The following is a 16867-nucleotide window of genomic DNA, read 5'->3' on the forward strand; positions in this document are numbered from 1 at the left end:
CGTCGGCTTACGGCACGGGCCGAACGAAATTCTCGAAGTGACTGGGCGGTTCGGGGTGCAGCGGCGCGGAATCCTTCGATACATGAAGGGTCACTGGTATGCGCCTCTCTCTAGGAATGCTGTTGTAGAGAGGCGTGTTCGGGATGGGCTGGTTACCGAAGCATCGCTGTGCATACTCGGAGTCGCTGAACGGACATATCGCTCTATACGTCTTGCCGGGAGAAAGGTCTTTGCGCGTTCCCCATTCGCCAGTCAGCACCTTTCCCGTGTAGTTATCACGCACTGAAAAGTCTGGCCAAGCGAGCTCCCAGTTACAGGACGCCCGGTTATATCTGTCGAGATAGATGTCGAAGTCCGCCTGTCCCGCGTAGCGCGCAGTGGCCGGAATCTCGAACGATCCCTTCGGATAGATGAAGCGACGGTTCCAACTGCCCTCGGTGTAGCCGCATTCGCTCTGTTGATTCTGGTAGAGCGCGTTCATGATGATCGTGTAGCGATTGGCATCGTCTGGACGATCGAAGGAAACGGTGACGTGGAGTGCCTCGGTGGGATGGGGGTTTAGTGGTGGTGGGCTCAGATCCTTCTTTTCGGTGCAGCCGAAGAGCATCGAGTGCAGGATGAGTGAGATGACCATCTGTTGACGAGCGTTCATGTGACCGTTCTTCCTCTCACCGGCAGCGCGGATGCGGTGGACTGCCTGCTCGCTTTGCTCGTAGGGTGCGACTCCCTTTCCGCCCGGGCGCTCTGAGTTCCTTGATCATGGGGCAAAGGCATAGCCGACTCCTTGGATGACTGCGGTTAGTCTCTGCCGCCAGGCGCTGGTGGCACGGTCTGCGTATCGAGTTGTGGCAACGGACTCACGAAATTGTCGAAATGGCTCGGGCTCCTGGGTCGTAACGGTGCGGAGTCTTCTCGAACATATACGGTGATTCGGATGCGTCGGCTCTGGGGGACGGCCTCGTAAAGGGCTGTCTCGGGCACAGGGCGTTTACCAAAGCACTGTTGCGCGAACTCGCTGTTTCGGAACGGGCATGTCGCCCGGTATGTCGTGCCGGGACGTAGGTCTTCGCGCCCACCCCAATCCGGAATTTGAAATTTGCCCGTATAGGTGTCGAGCACTCGAATCTGTGGAGAGGTGAATTCCCAGTTGCACTGCTCTCGGTTGTAGCGATCGAGGTAGACGTCGAACTTTGCCTGTCTTGGGTTGCGACTCTTGTTTTGGATCTCGAACGTGCCCTCTGGATAGATGAACAGCCGGTTCCAGTTGTCCTCGACGTGACCGCACTCGCGCTGCTGGTTCTGGTAGTGCGCGCTCAGAATGATGGAATAGCGATCGCCGTCCTCCGGTCGATCGAACGAAACGGTGATATGCAACGCTTCTCTCGGATGAGGATTCAGAGGGGGTGGCGTAAATACCTTTGTCTGCGCGACCGCGCTTGGAAGGGCCATCATCAGGATTGCAGCTGCAATGCCGTGTCGAAATGGCTTCGGAGATGTCATTCCGATCGTGCTCTCTCGTGCCATGTGCCCGAATGGCGCGTGGGTCTGGTGAGGCTTCGGAATCAGGTGCCCGATAGGGTCGAACCGTTTCTCGCGTGGTCGATGCATATCCGATTCCTTGGATGGGTGCTTCTATAAATGGGTTTCGCTTGGTGATGCCGAGGAGGTTGGTTCGCTTGGCGTCACTGGTTCGAGGAAGTTGTCGAAGAAGCCCGGAACTCGCTGACGAAGCGAGGTGGAGTTCTGCGAGACCCGAACTGTGATGGGTATGCGGTTCTCGGCGGGAATTTGGTTGTGCCAAGGCGAATCCGGGACCGGGTGCCTGCCGAAGCAGCCCTTCGAATACTTACTGCGCCGAAAGGGGCAGATCGCTCTGTATTCGGCGCCGGGATTCAGGTCATCGCGGAGTCCCCAGTCGCCCGTCAGTTCGATGCCCGTATAGGTGTCACGAATGGTGAAGTCGGGGGATGCAAACTCCCAGCTGCAGGTTCCCCTGATGTAGCGATCCAGATAGATGTCGAACTCTGCCCGGTCTGCTCTGCGGCTCTGATTGGGAATATCAACGATCCCTTCCGGATAAACGAAACGACGGTTCCAGTCAGGCTCGACGTATCCGCATTCCCTTTGCTGATTCCAGTAGCGCGCTTTCATGGCTACGGTGTATCGACTTGCATCTTCCGGGCGATCGAAGGACACCGTGACGTGCAGGGCCTCTTTGGGATGCGGGTTCAACGGGGGCGGGCTGAAATGCTTCGTTGGCGCGGTGGAAGCCGGTGTCGAAGGCTGGAGCAGAAAAAAGAGGATCCATGTGAGAAGACTCATGCGCATCCTTGATCGTCAGCTGGCCAGCGCGACGCGCGTGGCCTCGGTCGCCGGCTTCGCCGCGAACTCGGACTGGGTTGCGGGAGGTGCCGCATGCTCCGTGGGCCGCACGATCCGCGCGGGCGGCAGGCTCGCCCGTTGCCGGTACACCTTGTCCTTGAAGAACCAATTCTTCTGCGCGCGGATGGGTTTGCAGCCTTCGTAGAAGATCAGTTCGTCGTCGGACGGTAGTTCCTTGATCTCCTGCGGAAGGAGCAGGGCGCGGCGCTCTTCCGAGTGGCTGGTCGACACCTGGTGCCCGCTGCCGCCACGGCTAGTGCTGCGCTGGCTCCTGCGGACGGTCCGGTAGCCGAGCATTTCGCTGTACGCGTTGGCATCGGCCTGCTCGCGCGGGGCGAAGACGATCTGCGCGCCATGGTTGGTGATGAAGTTCTGTGCGTCGTTCTCGCCGTAGGTGCCGTCGAGCTGGGCGCGGCTCTGCACGATGCAGAGGTCGCGCACGCCGTAGCTGGCGGAGATCGATATCCGCTTCGCCCAGACGTCGACTCTGCCCATGGCCGTGAACTCGTCCATCAGCATGAGCATCTGGTGCCTGAGATCCGGCTCTTCGCCCAACTGCTTGTCCAGGTTGTTGCCGATGACGCTGCTGAAGAAGATGTTGAGCAGCTTCGCGCTCTCGTCGAGCTTGTTGGTCGGAATGATCACGTACAGGGTGGTGAGCCGGCGGCGCAGGCTGGTCACGTCGATGTCGGTGGCGTTCGTCGCCGCCGCCAGAATGGGACTCAGGAACTGCTGTAGCGGCGCCTGCATGGATGCGATGACCGACGAGAAGGTGTCTTCGGAGAGGCTTGCGAGGTTCCGGAACACGGTGCGCGTCTGCGTGCTGACGAAGGCGAAGCAGGGCTTCTTCAGGATCAGCTGCAGCATGGCCTTCGTGCCGCGTTCGCCGTCGCCGCTGGAGAGCCGCAGGATCCGTTCGAAGGACGGGAAGGCATCGGACGTGTTGACGTCAGGTCCCGGCCCGCGCGTGGTCGCCAGGCCGTGGTCCCACGCTTCGAACAGGTACGAGGCGAACGCCGTGAACGCCGCGCGGGCCTGCGATATCCAGAACGGATCCTGCCCGGGTGCGTCGGGATAGAGGATGGCCGCGATGGTCTGGATCTCGCCGATGCGCTTGCCCGGGACCATGCCGTCGAGCACGGTCATCGGGTTGAAGCGATGGGTGTTGCCTGCGTCGTCGTACGGTGCCCACACGCGGATCAGCTGGCCCTGCGCTTCGCGCCAGCCGCTGGTGTCCTGGTACAGCTCGCCCTTCACGTCGAGCACCACCATCGATTCCTCGTAAGAGAGCGCGACCGGCTTGGCGACGCTCGCGGTCTTGCCCGAGCGTGTCGGACTGATGGTGATGACGTGCTGGGCGCCGCCCAGCCACAGTTCCCGGCCTCGGTACTTGCCGATGAGGATGCCTTGCCTCGTGCGGGTCAGGAGGCCGGCTTTCTTCAGGTCGGCCAGCGTCGCGAAGCGGGCGTCGCCATGCGTCGACTCTTCGCCCGGGCCGTCCCGGAAGAGCGAACGCACGACGGGCCACAGCAGCGCGCACCAAGCGAGAAGGGGCAGGGCGCATCCGAGCCCGATGCCCAGTTTGATGCGCCATGCGAAGGCCCGGTACGGTGGCTCATCGAGCACCCGCGCGTAGCCCCACGCGGTATCCCAGTGCACCGGCGCGTCGATGGACAGGAGCAGGTAGATCAGGAAGCCGGACCCGTAGGCCGCGGCGGCGGACGCGACGAGCGTCGCGAGGACGATGACCAGCGCCTTCCAGGCGAGCATCATGGAAACACTCCTTGTGAACGACGCGGAATGCTTACCCATGAGGTGGGCTTATGACAATCGGAAGATGTCGAACGATGCTGTGGGCCGCTGGCTACGTGGGTTCTGTAGGCCCTTCATTTCACGGCTTGATAGTTCCGGGTATGAGAAAAAGCACAAACGGGGTGACAAGAGAGGCTGTTGGAGCGCACCTGGGCGCGATCCCGGAGCCTCGGCAAGACCGAATCGCGCCCAGGTGCGCTCCCACGCGGAGAGGATCGCTTGACGCGCAAGTGAGAATCATTATCATCAACTCCGCACCCATCAGCGGAGTCAAGACCATGCTTCTTCGTACGCTCCCCCTGACCGACAACGGCGGCCGTGACAGGGTCGTGCCGCTCCGTCCGGCGCCGGTCGCCGCACGCCGCATCCAGAGCAAAAACCTGCTCGATGGATCGCGCGAACTCGTCATCGAGCACGAGGGCAGCGAGTACCACCTGCGCCTGACGCGCAACGACAAGCTGATCCTCACGAAATAAGCGTCACCCTCTCCCCGACGCCAAGCCACGCGGGTTCTCCCCGGACCGCCCAGCCAGGCACCCTTCGCAACGCTTTCGTCTTCGGGAGACGTCCATGTTCGGTTGGCTCGCATCCTTCGGCGTGCAGTCGCGCGCCCGTTCCAACGCCACCACGCGCTGGCTGCGACTGAAGCCTCGCACGCTCTTCGAGGGGCTCGGGCAGCTCGGTGGCGTGCTTTACCTCGCGCGGCAGGACATCGCGACGTCGGCCGAAACCGCACGACCGCACGGCTGCCTGGTCGAATCCGCGGGACTCGCGCCGCTGCTGGCGACCCACCATGTCGGCCTCACCTGCGCGATCACCGCGGAAGGCCCGCGCGAGTGGATCGACTGCGTGAGCCGCGACGGCGACACGGTCGCCCGCATCTATCTCCTGCCGGACACCGATTACCTGGCGTGGGACGGCCTGTTCGCTGGCGCGACGCCGTCCGATGCGCCCGTTCACCGCGCTCCCGATCGCGACTGGCTCCGGGCGTCGCGCGCCCGCGTGCTCTGCTTCACGCGCCGCCGCATGGCCGGCTTCACCGTACTCGGCACCTGCGACGCGCCGATCTCGTCCCTCGGTCGCGGAGTCGCGCGCGACATCGCCGTGTCGGTGGCCGCGGAAGTGAGCTACGGTTCCTCTTGCGCCGCCACGGAACAGCGTTGAGGCGAAGGGCGCGCAAGAAGCTGATCGCGGATCGCAGCTTGGTGCCTCCAACGTATAACGTATGGTGAGTCGGCGCCGCGCCCCTCACTCCTTCAAGACTGATACGAAGCCATTAACAACGATTGGTCCCGTGCTTTTGTCAACGAACACGGTGACGGAAGTCCCCGCTTCGAGTGCCACCGCATCGTGGACAACACAGGACAAGACCACCCGGCTGCCAGGCGTGGCCAACTCTCCCGTCAGCATTTGCACTGTGCAGCTAACGTCGAAATGCCACACCCGAAGTCTGGCGGAGATCGCCCGCGTGTCGGAGATCAGGGGTAGGCCATACCCGCCGGTGTTCTCTGCCTTTACCACGTACGCGTGGATCTCCACGGAGGTGTGAGCGTCCATAGACTGCGCCCCGACCACAACCGGACCCGAGCGGTTCATGACCGCCAAAGGCTGGTCGACCGGGATACTCAGACTGCAGGTCACGTCACCCGGCGATGCTTCGGTCACCTCTTCGCCATATCGGATGATTCTCGTTACATTCGCCGTCTGTCTTGCGCGAGGGCCTACGAGATCAACGGCCTGTCCAGTCCTAAGGGTTCCGCGCCGGACTAGGCCCCAGAAACTGCTACCGTCGGTCGAAACATCTTTCAGTTCCATGATCAGCGGCTTGTCCGCTTCAAGCGTCACTGCGACATCGAAGGCGTCCATGCATGCGGCCACCGCTTCGGCGCCAAGGGCGGGTTCTATATCGTTCAGAGCGTCCTGCGCCGATCCTCGAATGACAGGTGTGGAATCCGCCGCGAAACCAAGCTCCTGCAGCATCGAGCGAATCGCTGCCTCCACATTGACCAGTTGTCGTTCGGATGCGGTCTCTGCCTTGCCAAGGAAGACGACGATGTCGCGGATAGCGGCTACGCGCAACAATTCCAGCTGCTTCCGCGCCGTTTCACCAGGATATTCCAGAGCCGAGCAAACCCAGAGGGCACCGGTACCGGAGAGCCGGTTCGGCTGCGCGAAAATCCAGGTCGTCAGTGCGTTTGTGTCGGAGGTTTCGGCCAAATATAGCGTACGGGTGCTGGATTGAGCCTTCATCTCCTTCCACTCGTACCTTATGTCGGAATCGTTCACTCGTTCGCGGCGGGTCGGGATATCCTCATATGTGAGAACGCGGGTGCCGTAGAGTGAGTTGCTCACTTTCGACAGCGCATTCAGAAGCGTCGTTTTTCCCTGCCCCGGCTCACCGAGCACCATGACTCTGATCGCTGCCTTAGTGGCCATGATCTTACCCTCCCTGGATGTTGTTCCGTTTTGCCGCGTCGAGTTGCATTCGTCGATATGCCGTTCGACGTAAGCAACCGCGTAGCAGTCCGCGCGCTCGTCATGTAACCCGCGCCGGACGGTCGTTGGCGGAAAGACACGATTTGTACCCGTCTGCCCGGCCGCGGCCAAGTGTCCGCGCGATCTGTCCGCGGACACTATGTTGCCTGCGAGTGCGAGGCTAAGTTATTGATGCCATGGTGGTTCATTTCTTGGCACGGCGCTTGCTGCATGGATCGGCAAGCACCTCAGGGAAGCCAACATGATCCGCGATACCTCCGCTCAGGACCGTCTCGTCGAAGTCCGCCCGAACCGGCACCGCAAGCTCCTCCTCATCGGAGGCGGCGTCGCGGCCGTGGCGCTGCTCGCGCTGGCGGCGCCGCGCGTCGCGACGATGTTTTCGGCGGACAGCTCGGTCAGCGCGTCGCGCCTGAACTTCGCCACGGTCACCCGCGGCCCCTTCGTCCGCGACATCGCGGCCGAGGGCAAGGTGGTCGCGGCAGTGAGCCCGACCATGTACGCGGCATCCGCCGGCGCGGTCGTGCTGAAGGTGCATGCGGGCGATGTGGTGAAGAAGGGTCAGGTGCTGGCCGTCGTCACCAGCCCCGAGCTGACCAGCAAGCTCGCGCAGGAGAAATCCGCCGCCGACGCGATGGAGGTCGAGTACCTCCGTTCGCAGATCGAAGCGAAGAAGAAACGCTCCGAGCTGCAGAAGGCGTTCGACAACGCGAGCGTCGACGAGACCACCGCCGAGCGCGATCTCAAGCGCTACCAGGGCGCCTTCAGCAAGGGCGCCGTGCCCGAAGCCGACGTGGACAAGGCCAAGTCGACGCTCGACAAGGCGCAGATCACCACCAAGCACGCGAAGACCGACCTCGCGATGGACAACGACAGCCTCACGTTCGACGTGCAGGCGAAGAAGCTCGCCCACGACCGCCAGGTGCTGATGGTGAAGGACCTGGAGCGACAGGTCGACGACCTCGAAGTGAAGTCGCCCGTCGACGGGCAGGTCGGCCAGCTCTTCATCGCCGAGCGCGCCACGGTCGCCAAGGATGCCCAGCTGCTCAGCGTCATCGACCTGTCGGCGCTCGAAGTCGAGATGAAGGTGCCGGAGAGCTTCGCGCGCGACCTCGCCATCGGCATGCCGGGCGAGATCAGCGGCAACGGCAAGCAGTGGGACGGCAAGGTGAGCGCCGTGTCGCCCGAGGTGGTGAACGGGGAAGTGTCGGCGCGCCTGCGCTTCGACGGCGACACGCCGAAACAGCTTCGGCAGAGCCAGCGCCTCTCGGTGCGCATCCTGCTCGATCGTCGCGACAACGTGCTCACCGTGCAGCGTGGCTCGTTCGTCGACGAGAGCGCCGGCCGCTACGCCTATGTCGTCAACGACGGCATGGCGGACCGCCGCGACATCCGCGTCGGTGCGAGCAGCATCGACAAGGTCGAAATCCTGGACGGCCTGAAGGAAGGCGACAAGATCGTCGTTTCCGGCGCCGATACCTTCGGCGACGCGAAACACGTCGCCATCAGCCGCTGACCGACCACACCACACACCATCACCCGAGGGACACCCCATGCTCAAGATGACCCACCTCGCCAAGGTCTACCGCACGGAAGTCGTCGAGACCTACGCCCTGCGCGACTTCAACATCGACGTGAAGGAGGGCGAGTTCGTCGCCGTCACCGGTCCCTCGGGGTCGGGCAAGACCACCTTCCTCACCATCGCCGGCCTGCTCGAGACGTTCACGGGTGGCCACTATCATCTCGACGGAGTCGAGGTGAGCCAGCTGGACGACAACGCGCGCTCGCGCATCCGCAACGAGAAGATCGGCTTCATCTTCCAGGCGTTCAACCTCATTCCCGACCTCAACGTGTTCGACAACGTCGAGGTGCCGCTGCGCTACCGCGGCATGAAGGCGGCCGAGCGCAAGCAGCGCATCATGGACGCGCTCGAGCGCGTCGGACTGGCATCGCGCGCCAAGCATTACCCCGCCGAACTCTCGGGCGGTCAGCAGCAGCGCGTCGCCATCGCGCGTGCGCTGGCCGGCTCGCCGCGCCTGCTCCTGGCCGACGAACCCACAGGCAACCTCGACACGCAGATGGCGCGCGGCGTGATGGAGCTGCTCGAGGAGATCCACCGCGAGGGCGCGACCATCGTGATGGTCACGCACGACCCCGAACTCGCCGCCCGCGCGCAGCGCAACGTCCACGTGATCGACGGGCAGGTGGTCGATCTCGCGGAGGAGCCGCGCTTCCACGCGCACGCCCACGCCGCGCATTCCTGATCCCGACCCTACCGTCCCGGGGGCCCCATGTTCAGTTACTACCTCCAGCTTGGCCTGCGCAGCCTGCGCCGCAACCCGATGCTCACCGCCCTCATGGTGATGGCCATCGGGTTCGGCGTGGCCGCGTCGATGACCACCTATTCGGTGTTCCGCGCGACGTCGCGCGATCCGATTCCGCAGAAGTCCGACGTGCTCTTCAACGTGCAGGTGGACAACTGGGGCCCGGAGAACATCAAGAAGAACGAGCCGCCGCCGGCGCTCACGTACATCGACGCGACCACGCTGCTGCGCGCGCACAACGCCAAGCGCCAGACCGTGACGTACCCGATCGGCGTGTCGGTCATCCCCGAGGATCCGGCGCGACTGCCGGTGCGCGAAGGCGCGTACGCGACGGGCGCCGATTTCTTCCCGATGTTCGACGTGCCGTTCCTGCAGGGCAGCGGCTGGACGCTGGACGACGACGAGAAGCACGCCAGCGTCGCGGTGATCACGAAGTCGCTCAACGACAAGCTGTTCAACGGCGGACAGAGCGTCGGCAAGCAGGTCAACCTCGACGGCCACCTGTTCCGCGTGACCGGCGTCATCGAGGACTGGGCGCCGCAGCCCCTGTTCTTCGACGTGCCGAACACCCAGGGCTTCGACGAAGGCGCGGCACTTTATGTTCCCTTCAACCGCGCGGTCGACCTGAAGTTCCCGAACGACGGCAACAACAATTGCGTGTCCGAGCCGGGCGAGGGGTGGGACGCCTATCTGCGTTCGGAGTGCATCTGGCTGTCGCTGTGGACCGAACTGCCGACGAAGGCCGACGAACAGGCGTACCGCCAGTACCTCACGGGTTACGCCGCCGAGCAGCAGCGCACGGGTCGCTTCCGCTGGGCGCCGAACGTCCGCCTGCGCAACGTCGTCGACTGGCTGTCGGTGCAGGAGGTGGTGCCGCCGGAGTCGCAGGTGTCGCTGATCGTCTCGCTGGGCTTCCTGGCGATCTGCCTGGTGAACACGGTGGGTCTCCTGCTGGCGAAGTTCCTTCGTCGCGCTCCCGAGATCGGCGTGCGTCGCGCACTCGGGGCCTCGCGCAAGGAAATCTACGCGCAGTTCCTAATCGAGGCGGGCACCATCGGCGTCGCGGGCGGCCTGCTGGGCCTCCTGCTGACCGGCCTCGGCGTCCTTGGCGTCGGTCTCGTCTTCCCGGAACCCATCGCGCGGCTCGCCAAGCTCGATCCGGTGCTGGTCGTGTTGACGCTCGTCGTCTCGATCGCCGCCTCGGTGATCGCCGCCTTCTACCCCACATGGCGTGCCGCCCAGGTCCAGCCGGCCTGGCAGCTGAAGTCGAACTGAGGATCGTCCCATGCAGATCAGACCCATTCTTTCGGCCCTCCGGCGGCACAAGGCCGGCACGATCCTCATCGCGTTGCAGATCGCGCTGACGCTGGCCATCGTGTGCAACGCCCTGTTCATCGTCCACGAACGCGTCGAGCGCGTGAGCCGCACCACGGGCATGAACGAATCGGACGTCGTGGCGATCCAGAATCGCTACGTCGGCACGCCGGCGTCGTACGTGCCGCTGGTGAAGACGGACATCCAGGCCCTGCGCGCGATGCCGGGCGTGGAGGACGCGTACGCCACCAACGCTTTTCCGCTGCGCCAGGGTGGCTGGTCCACCGGCGTGCAGCTGAAGCCGGACGGCCAGAAGGACGGCGTCCAGACGGCGCTGTACTTCGGTGACGAGCACGCGCTGAAGACGCTTGGCGTGCAGCTGATCGCCGGCCGCAATTTCAACGCCGGCGAGATCACGCCTTTCAATCGCGACGATCGTCCGGCGCCGCCGCAGGTCATCGTGACCAAGAAACTCGCGGACAAGTTGTTCCCCAATGGCGATGCCCTGGGCAAGACGGTGTATTACTCCAAGGGCCGCCCCTCGACCATCATCGGCATCGTCGCGAGGCTGACCGTGCCGTGGACCGACGTCGACTTTCAGGAGATGGTGACGATCATGCCGCTGACGTTCAATAGCAGCTACCAGATCTTCCTGGTGCGTGCGAAGCCGGGCCAGCAGGATGCCGTGTTCAGGTCCGTGGCGAAGACGCTCTACGACGTGAACCGCATGCGCGTGCTGCCGGAGAAGTACGGCGTGCGCACGTTCGAGATGGTCCGCAGCCGCGCCTACGAAAAGGACCGCGGCATGGCGATCCTCATGAGCGTGGTCTGCGCGGTCCTTCTCGCCATAACGGCCGCCGGCATCGTGGGTCTGTCGAGCTTCTGGGTCGGGCAGCGGCGCAAGCAGATCGGCGTGCGACGGGCGCTCGGCGCGCGGCGCAGCGACATCCTGAGCTACTTCATGACCGAAAACTTCCTGATCGCGCTGGCGGGTGTCGTGGTCGGCGTGGTCCTCGCCATCGGGATGAGCCAGTGGATGTTCACGCACTTCGAGATGCAGCGTCTTTCGTTCACGTACATCCTCGTCGGCGTGGTCGCCTTGCTGGCGCTCGGTCAGGCGGCGGTGTTCGCGCCGGCACTGAAGGCCTCCAGAGTGTCGCCGGTCGAGGCCACGCGCAGCGTCTGAAGGGTCGTCGATGTTCGGTTACTACCTGGAACTCGCCCTGCACAGCTTTCGGCGAAGCAGGGCGCTGACGGCGCTGATGATTGTGGCCGTCGCCCTGGGCATCGGGGCAAGCATGACGACGTTGACCGTCCTGCACGTGTTGTCGGGCGATCCGCTGCCGGGGCGCAGCGGATCGGTCTTCCTGCCGCGGCTCGATCCACGCGACCGCGACGGCTACGACCCGTACGCCGCGCTGCCGTCGCAGGTGACGTGGACCGACGGGGTCGATCTGCTCCACGCGCGTCGGGCTGCGCGCCAGGCGTTGATGGTCGGGGGCGCGACGGCGGTGCAGTCCGACGAGCGCGAGGTCGATCCTTATCTGGTGACGGCGCGTTACACGACGGGCGATTTCTTCCCGATGTTCGGCGTGCCATTCCGCTTCGGGGCGGGCTGGAGCGCCGCGGAAGATGACGGACACGCGCGCGTCGCGGTGATCGCCGCGTCGCTGAACGATCGGCTCTTCCACGGCAGGAACAGCGTCGGTCGCACGCTGCACGTGGACGGCGCGGATCTGCGGATCGTCGGTGTGCTGGAGCCATGGCGCGCCGTGCCGCATTTCTACGACCTCGCCACCGGCGAATACGCGGGCGCCGAGGAAGTCTTCGTGCCGCTGTTCGTGGCGCGGGAGCTGAAGCTGAAGCGCAACGGCGGTGTCGAGTGCTGGGGACAGGGCAGGACGGACGACGACCGGATGGAGGCCGCGTCGTGCCTCTGGCTGCAGTTCTGGGTGCAGCTGGACGACGCGTCCGCGGTCGCGTCGTATCGCGCGTTCCTCGATGGCTATGCGCATGAGCAGGTCGCACTCGGACGCTTCACCCGGCCGCCGGCGTCGGACCTGACCAACGTGCGGCGTTACCTCGACGAGCGGCAGGTCGTACCCGGCGACGTCCGCCTGCAGGTGTGGATCGCGCTCGGCTTCTTCGTCGTCTGCCTCGTCAACACGGTGGGGCTGATGCTGGCGAAGTTCATGCGAGGCGCGGGCGAGCTGGGGGTCCGGCGGGCGTTGGGAGCATCGCGGCGCAGCGTGTTCACGCAGCTCGTCGTCGAGGCGACGCTGATCGGCGTCGCCGGTGGCGTCGGCGGTCTTCTCTTCGCGTTGCTCGGACTGGCACTGGTCCGCCTCCAGTCGACCGCCGCGGCGCAGCTGGCGCATCTTGACGGCACGATGCTGGCCGCGACGTTCGCGGCGTCGATCGTCGCCACGGCGCTTGCGGGCGTCGTGCCCGCATGGCGCGCGTGCCGCGTCCCGGCCGCCCTGCAACTGAAGAGCCAATGATCATGCGCCTCGACGTGCTGCCCATCCTCTCGACGCTGCGCCGGCATCGGCTGACCGCGACGCTCCTCGTGCTGCAGATCGCGCTCACGTGCGCGATCGTGAGCAACGCGATCTTCCTGATCGGCGACCGGCTGGGCTGGATGATGACGCCCACCGGCATCGCCGAGGATCGCCTCATGCGCATCGTCGTCTCGGACATTGGCCGGCGTGGCGACATCCACGCGCGCGCGCAGGCCGATCTCGCCGAACTGCGTGGGTTGCCCGGTGTCGAGGCCGCGACGATCGGCAACTCCCTGCCGTTCAGCGGTACCACGTGGAACAGCGACGTGAGCCGGTCGCCCGTGCAGGGCGCGCCGGCCACCGCCGTCACCCTCTACTACGGCGAGGGCCTGGCGGAGCTCCTCGGGAGTCGCCTCGTCGCGGGGCGTTTCTTTCGTTCCGACGAATACGCCTGGCTCGACGATCACCTGGAGGGGAAGGCGCCCGGTCCGACGGTGACCCTGATCACGCGGGAGCTCGCCACGCGTCTGTTCAGAGACGACGATCCGCTCGGCAGGACGTTGTACATGCATGGCGACGTCCTCCGCGTCGTCGGTGTCCTGGAACGGTTGCCCGGGGCGGCGGGTTTCACGCGCGACCGCGCCAACGACTCGATCGTCCTGCCGTGGCGGATGGTGCCGGCCTCCGGGGGCGGCTATATCGTGAGAGCGCGCGAGGGCGAGACGCAAAAGGCGCTCGTGGATGCGGTCAAGGCGCTGAAGCGGCTGGATCCACGCCGGGTGATCGTGAGTGCGCGGACGTATCCGGCCATCCGCGCGCGATTCTTCGCCGACGACCGCGCGACCGCGGTCACGCTCGCCGCCGTCTCGATCGCGCTGCTCGTGATCACGGCGCTCGGGATCGTGGGCCTGGCGAGTTTCTGGGTCGGCCAGCGGCGGCGCCAGATCGGCATCCGCCGGGCGCTCGGCGCGAGCCGCAAGGACATCCTCCGCTACTTCCAGACCGAGAACTTCCTGCTGGCGAGCATGGGGATCGGTCTCGGAATGGTGCTCGCCTACGGCATCAACATCGTGCTCATGCGCGAGTACGAATTGCCGGGCCTGCCCCTGGTCTACCTGCCCGTGGGAGCGGCGATCCTTTGGGCGCTGGGCCAGGCGGCGGTGCTGGCGCCCGCGCTGCGGGCGGCCTCGGTGCCCCCGGTGGTCGCCACCCGTGGCTAGAATGGGAAAGAATGCCGGCGGGGATGCAACCCTTTCGCCGGGAGAGGCATCCATGCGTTCATGCGAAGGGACAAGATGCGCTGCGTACTGATCATCGACGACAACCCCGCCGTGGGCGAGGCGCTCTCGCTCGCGCTGAGCCTGCGCGACATCCGCGCGCTCGTCGCGCTGACCCCGGACGACGGCCTGGCCACGCTCGCGCGCGAGCGCGTCGACGTCGTCATCCAGGACATGAACTTCACCGCCGACACGACGTCGGGTGAAGAGGGCATCGCGCTGTTCAAGCAGATCCGGTCGCGCTACACCGATCTGCCCGTGATCCTGCTCACGGCCTGGACGCATCTCGAGGCGGCCGTGGAACTCGTCAAGGCGGGCGCGGCGGATTACCTCGCCAAACCGTGGGACGACACCAAGCTGCTGGCGACGGTCGAGAACCTGCTCGAACTCTCGGAATCCACGCGTGAGGTCACGCGCGCGCGCGTGGAACGGCGCCGCCGTCGCGAGGCGCTGGAAAGCCGCTACGACCTCGACGGCCTCGTTTTCGCCTCGGAAGCCATGAGCCGGACGGTCGAGCTGGCCTGCCAGGTCGCCCGCTCGGACGTGCCCGTGCTGATCACGGGGCCGAACGGCGCGGGCAAGGAACGCATCGCCGCGATCGTCCACGCCAATTCCGCGGTCCGTCGCGGTCCGTTCGTCGCAGTGAACTGCGGCGCGCTGCCGGGGGAACTGATCGAGGCCGAATTGTTCGGCGCCGACGCGGGTGCGTACACGGGCGCGAACAAGGCGCGCGAGGGTCGCTTCGAGATGGCCGATGGCGGCACCCTGTTCCTCGACGAGATCGGCAACCTGCCGTTGCCCGGGCAGATGAAGCTGCTGCGCGTGCTGGAAACGGGGCAGTTCGAACGTCTCGGCTCGGGTCGCACGCGCCATGCCAAGGTCCGCGTGGTCAGCGCCACCAACGCGGACCTGAAAGCGATGATCGCCGCGGGCACCTTCCGCGAAGACCTCTACTATCGCCTCAACGTCATCGACGTGAACCTGCCGCCGCTTTCCGAACGCGTGGACGACGTCCTTCCGCTCGCCGAGTTCTTCCTCGATGGCCGTGCCACGCTCAGCGAGGACGCGCGCGAAGCGCTGCTGGCGCACGCGTGGCCCGGCAACGTGCGCGAACTGAAGAACGCCATCGCGCGCGCCGCGCTGCTGGCCGCCGACGGACGCATCGAGCCGGTGCACCTGAACCTGCCGCCGCCGACACCGGTGGCGACCCGCAACCTCGACGAGCCCAGCCGTGAATCGGTCGAGGCCGCGCTGGCGTCGGCGGGCGGCGTGGTGAGTCGCGCCGCGAGCAACCTCGGCCTCTCCCGACAGGCGCTTTACCGGCGCATGGAGCGTTACGGGCTGGCCGTTTGACCAGGGCGCCGGGATGAAGACGCTCTCGCTGGAAGGCAAGATGACGCTGGTCGTCGCCGGCTCGGCCATCGTCGGCGCGCTGGTCTTCGCCGGCGTCTCCATCTGGCCCTTCCCGCAGGTGCTCGCCTGGATCCGCGAGGTGCCGGAGAAGGCGGGCAGGGCGCCCGCGATCCACGTGGTGGAATCGTTCGACGGCCGCACCGCGCTGGTCATCTGCCTGCTGGTGCTGCTGCCGCTTTCCGCATGGGTCGCGCATGCGCTCGTGGAACCGCTGCGCCGCCTGATGCGCGCGCTGGAGAGCGCGGTGGCGAGCTACCGCGACGGCGACTTCAGCATGTCGATCGGCACCTCGCGTGGCGACGAGCTCGGCGACCTGATCCGCATGCACAACACGCTGGGTCAGACGCTCCGCGACCAGCGGCAGCACCTGGCGCAGCGCGAGCTGCTGCTCGATACGGTGGTGCAGAACACGCCGGTCGCCCTGATCCTCACCGACGCGGCGGGCAAGGTGACCTACGCCAACATCGCCGCGCGCCATCTGTTCAACGAGGGAAGGGCGCTCGCCGGCCTCGATTTCGGGACGGTGCTCGAATCCATGCCCGAAAGCCTGCGCGAGGCGGCGAAGGGAGGAGAGGACGCCCTTTTCTCCGTGGAGATGGAGGGGAGCGAAGAGACCTTCCATCTGTCGCAGCGTGGGTTCCGGCTGCAGGGACGCCCGCACCGGCTGCAGCTCTACCGGCGCATGACGCGCGAGCTCTCGCGGCAGGAAGTCCACACGTGGAAGCGCGTCATCCGCGTCATCAGCCACGAGCTCAACAACTCGCTGGCGCCGATTTCGTCGCTGTCGCATTCGGGCGCCGAGCTCGCCCGGCGCGGCGACCTCGCCCGATTGCCGGGCGTGTTCGCCTCGATCGGCGACCGCGCGAAGCACCTGCACAGCTTCATCGCCGGCTACGCCAGCTTCGCCAAGCTACCGACCCCGCAGGCGCGCGAGGTGCCTTGGGGGCCGTTCCTCGACGGCCTGGCGCTGCACGCGTCGTTCCGGCTCGTGGCGGCGGCGCCCGACCAACCGGGCTGGTTCGATCCGACCCAGGTCGAACAGGTGCTGATCAACCTGATCAAGAACGCGCACGAGGCCGGCGGCGACGCGAACGAGGTCACGCTCGCGGTGCACCATGTCGGCCGCGAGATGCTGGTGGAGGTCGCCGATCGCGGCCCCGGGATGAGCGAAACGGTCCTCGCGCAGGCCCTGCTGCCGTTCTACTCGACCAAGCGGTCCGGGACGGGCCTCGGTCTGGCCCTGGCACGCGAAATTTCTGAGGCGCATGGCGGGCGCATCGCGCTGGCCAATCGCGACGGCGGCGGCCTCCGCGTGACGCTGGTGCTGCCCACGCAATCGCCTTGAGGCGCT

15 protein-coding genes are annotated in these 16867 nt (G+C 65.6%); 10 read left to right on the forward strand and 5 right to left on the reverse strand.

Translation table 11 applies throughout. The features are described 5' to 3' along the window. Positions 1-7: 7 nt before the first annotated feature. The 4 genes from BMW54_RS00955 to BMW54_RS00960 all read right to left on the reverse strand — a co-directional run bounded on the left by BMW54_RS00955 (position 8) and on the right by BMW54_RS00960 (position 4155). Positions 8-652 carry a hypothetical protein gene (locus tag BMW54_RS00955; RefSeq protein WP_090052187.1) on the reverse strand — a complete coding sequence of 215 codons (645 nt, stop codon included), beginning with the start codon at positions 650-652 and terminating at the stop codon, positions 8-10. A 146-nt stretch (positions 653-798) separates the two neighbouring features. After that, a complete protein-coding gene (locus BMW54_RS18370; protein WP_139206002.1) occupies positions 799-1608 on the reverse strand; it encodes a hypothetical protein in 810 nt (269 codons plus the stop codon). Between the two features lie 24 nt (positions 1609-1632). After that, positions 1633-2322 (reverse strand): hypothetical protein, encoded by a 690-nt coding sequence (locus BMW54_RS18375; RefSeq protein ID WP_139206003.1) that lies wholly within the window; start codon positions 2320-2322, stop codon positions 1633-1635. Positions 2323-2337: 15 nt separating this feature from the next. Next, a complete protein-coding gene (locus BMW54_RS00960) occupies positions 2338-4155 on the reverse strand; it encodes a type IV secretory system conjugative DNA transfer family protein (RefSeq protein WP_254778979.1) in 1818 nt (605 codons plus the stop codon). 317 nt (positions 4156-4472) lie between these two features. Between BMW54_RS00960 and BMW54_RS00965 the strand changes: the two genes are divergently transcribed. Next, positions 4473-4670 (forward strand): hemin uptake protein HemP, encoded by a 198-nt coding sequence (locus tag BMW54_RS00965; protein ID WP_090052189.1) that lies wholly within the window; start codon positions 4473-4475, stop codon positions 4668-4670. A gap of 94 nt (positions 4671-4764) precedes the next feature. Further along, positions 4765-5358 carry a hypothetical protein gene (locus tag BMW54_RS00970; RefSeq protein WP_090052191.1) on the forward strand — a complete coding sequence of 198 codons (594 nt, stop codon included), beginning with the start codon at positions 4765-4767 and terminating at the stop codon, positions 5356-5358. An 84-nt stretch (positions 5359-5442) separates the two neighbouring features. Here the strand turns inward: BMW54_RS00970 and BMW54_RS00975 are convergent, their stop codons facing one another. Beyond that, on the reverse strand, positions 5443-6630 hold the full coding sequence (locus BMW54_RS00975; protein WP_090052193.1) for a hypothetical protein: 1188 nt from the start codon (positions 6628-6630) through the stop codon (positions 5443-5445). A gap of 301 nt (positions 6631-6931) precedes the next feature. Between BMW54_RS00975 and BMW54_RS00980 the strand changes: the two genes are divergently transcribed. The 8 genes from BMW54_RS00980 to BMW54_RS01015 all read left to right on the forward strand — a co-directional run bounded on the left by BMW54_RS00980 (position 6932) and on the right by BMW54_RS01015 (position 16861). Continuing rightward, positions 6932-8203 carry an efflux RND transporter periplasmic adaptor subunit gene (locus BMW54_RS00980; protein ID WP_090052195.1) on the forward strand — a complete coding sequence of 424 codons (1272 nt, stop codon included), beginning with the start codon at positions 6932-6934 and terminating at the stop codon, positions 8201-8203. A 37-nt stretch (positions 8204-8240) separates the two neighbouring features. Then, positions 8241-8951 carry an ABC transporter ATP-binding protein gene (locus tag BMW54_RS00985; RefSeq protein WP_090052197.1) on the forward strand — a complete coding sequence of 237 codons (711 nt, stop codon included), beginning with the start codon at positions 8241-8243 and terminating at the stop codon, positions 8949-8951. Positions 8952-8978: 27 nt separating this feature from the next. Continuing rightward, positions 8979-10286, forward strand: coding sequence for an ABC transporter permease (locus BMW54_RS00990; protein WP_090052198.1), 1308 nt, complete (start codon positions 8979-8981; stop codon positions 10284-10286). 10 nt (positions 10287-10296) lie between these two features. Continuing rightward, positions 10297-11511, forward strand: coding sequence for an ABC transporter permease (locus BMW54_RS00995; RefSeq protein WP_090052200.1), 1215 nt, complete (start codon positions 10297-10299; stop codon positions 11509-11511). A 10-nt stretch (positions 11512-11521) separates the two neighbouring features. Then, complete coding sequence (locus BMW54_RS01000; RefSeq protein WP_090052202.1) at positions 11522-12826, forward strand: ABC transporter permease; 1305 nt, start codon at positions 11522-11524, stop codon at positions 12824-12826. Next, entirely contained in the window at positions 12823-14046 is a 1224-nt protein-coding gene (locus tag BMW54_RS01005) for an ABC transporter permease (protein ID WP_090052204.1), read from the forward strand. Before BMW54_RS01000 ends, BMW54_RS01005 begins: the two co-directional genes overlap by 4 nt. A gap of 75 nt (positions 14047-14121) precedes the next feature. Next, complete coding sequence (locus BMW54_RS01010; RefSeq protein WP_090052206.1) at positions 14122-15456, forward strand: sigma-54-dependent transcriptional regulator; 1335 nt, start codon at positions 14122-14124, stop codon at positions 15454-15456. Between the two features lie 13 nt (positions 15457-15469). Continuing rightward, positions 15470-16861 (forward strand): sensor histidine kinase, encoded by a 1392-nt coding sequence (locus BMW54_RS01015; RefSeq protein WP_090052208.1) that lies wholly within the window; start codon positions 15470-15472, stop codon positions 16859-16861. Positions 16862-16867 lie beyond the last annotated feature (6 nt).

Origin of the sequence: Luteibacter sp. 329MFSha (assembly GCF_900111665.1) — a bacterium.
Lineage (GTDB): Bacteria > Pseudomonadota > Gammaproteobacteria > Xanthomonadales > Rhodanobacteraceae > Luteibacter.

Excerpts from the sequence above, each read along its gene's own strand:
- BMW54_RS00975 (WP_090052193.1), bottom strand. The coding sequence starts at position 6,630 with ATGGCCACTAAGGCAGCGATCAGAGTCATGGTGCTCGGTGAGCCGGGG.
- BMW54_RS01000 (WP_090052202.1), top strand. The coding sequence starts at position 11,522 with ATGTTCGGTTACTACCTGGAACTCGCCCTGCACAGCTTTCGGCGAAGC.
- BMW54_RS18370 (WP_139206002.1), bottom strand. The coding sequence starts at position 1,608 with ATGCATCGACCACGCGAGAAACGGTTCGACCCTATCGGGCACCTGATT.
- BMW54_RS00955 (WP_090052187.1), bottom strand. The coding sequence starts at position 652 with ATGAACGCTCGTCAACAGATGGTCATCTCACTCATCCTGCACTCGATG.
- BMW54_RS00960 (WP_254778979.1), bottom strand. The coding sequence starts at position 4,155 with ATGATGCTCGCCTGGAAGGCGCTGGTCATCGTCCTCGCGACGCTCGTC.
- BMW54_RS00995 (WP_090052200.1), top strand. The coding sequence starts at position 10,297 with ATGCAGATCAGACCCATTCTTTCGGCCCTCCGGCGGCACAAGGCCGGC.
- BMW54_RS00980 (WP_090052195.1), top strand. The coding sequence starts at position 6,932 with ATGATCCGCGATACCTCCGCTCAGGACCGTCTCGTCGAAGTCCGCCCG.
- BMW54_RS18375 (WP_139206003.1), bottom strand. The coding sequence starts at position 2,322 with ATGAGTCTTCTCACATGGATCCTCTTTTTTCTGCTCCAGCCTTCGACA.
- BMW54_RS01015 (WP_090052208.1), top strand. The coding sequence starts at position 15,470 with ATGAAGACGCTCTCGCTGGAAGGCAAGATGACGCTGGTCGTCGCCGGC.
- BMW54_RS00985 (WP_090052197.1), top strand. The coding sequence starts at position 8,241 with ATGCTCAAGATGACCCACCTCGCCAAGGTCTACCGCACGGAAGTCGTC.
- BMW54_RS00990 (WP_090052198.1), top strand. The coding sequence starts at position 8,979 with ATGTTCAGTTACTACCTCCAGCTTGGCCTGCGCAGCCTGCGCCGCAAC.
- BMW54_RS01005 (WP_090052204.1), top strand. The coding sequence starts at position 12,823 with ATGATCATGCGCCTCGACGTGCTGCCCATCCTCTCGACGCTGCGCCGG.
- BMW54_RS00970 (WP_090052191.1), top strand. The coding sequence starts at position 4,765 with ATGTTCGGTTGGCTCGCATCCTTCGGCGTGCAGTCGCGCGCCCGTTCC.
- BMW54_RS00965 (WP_090052189.1), top strand. The coding sequence starts at position 4,473 with ATGCTTCTTCGTACGCTCCCCCTGACCGACAACGGCGGCCGTGACAGG.
- BMW54_RS01010 (WP_090052206.1), top strand. The coding sequence starts at position 14,122 with ATGCGCTGCGTACTGATCATCGACGACAACCCCGCCGTGGGCGAGGCG.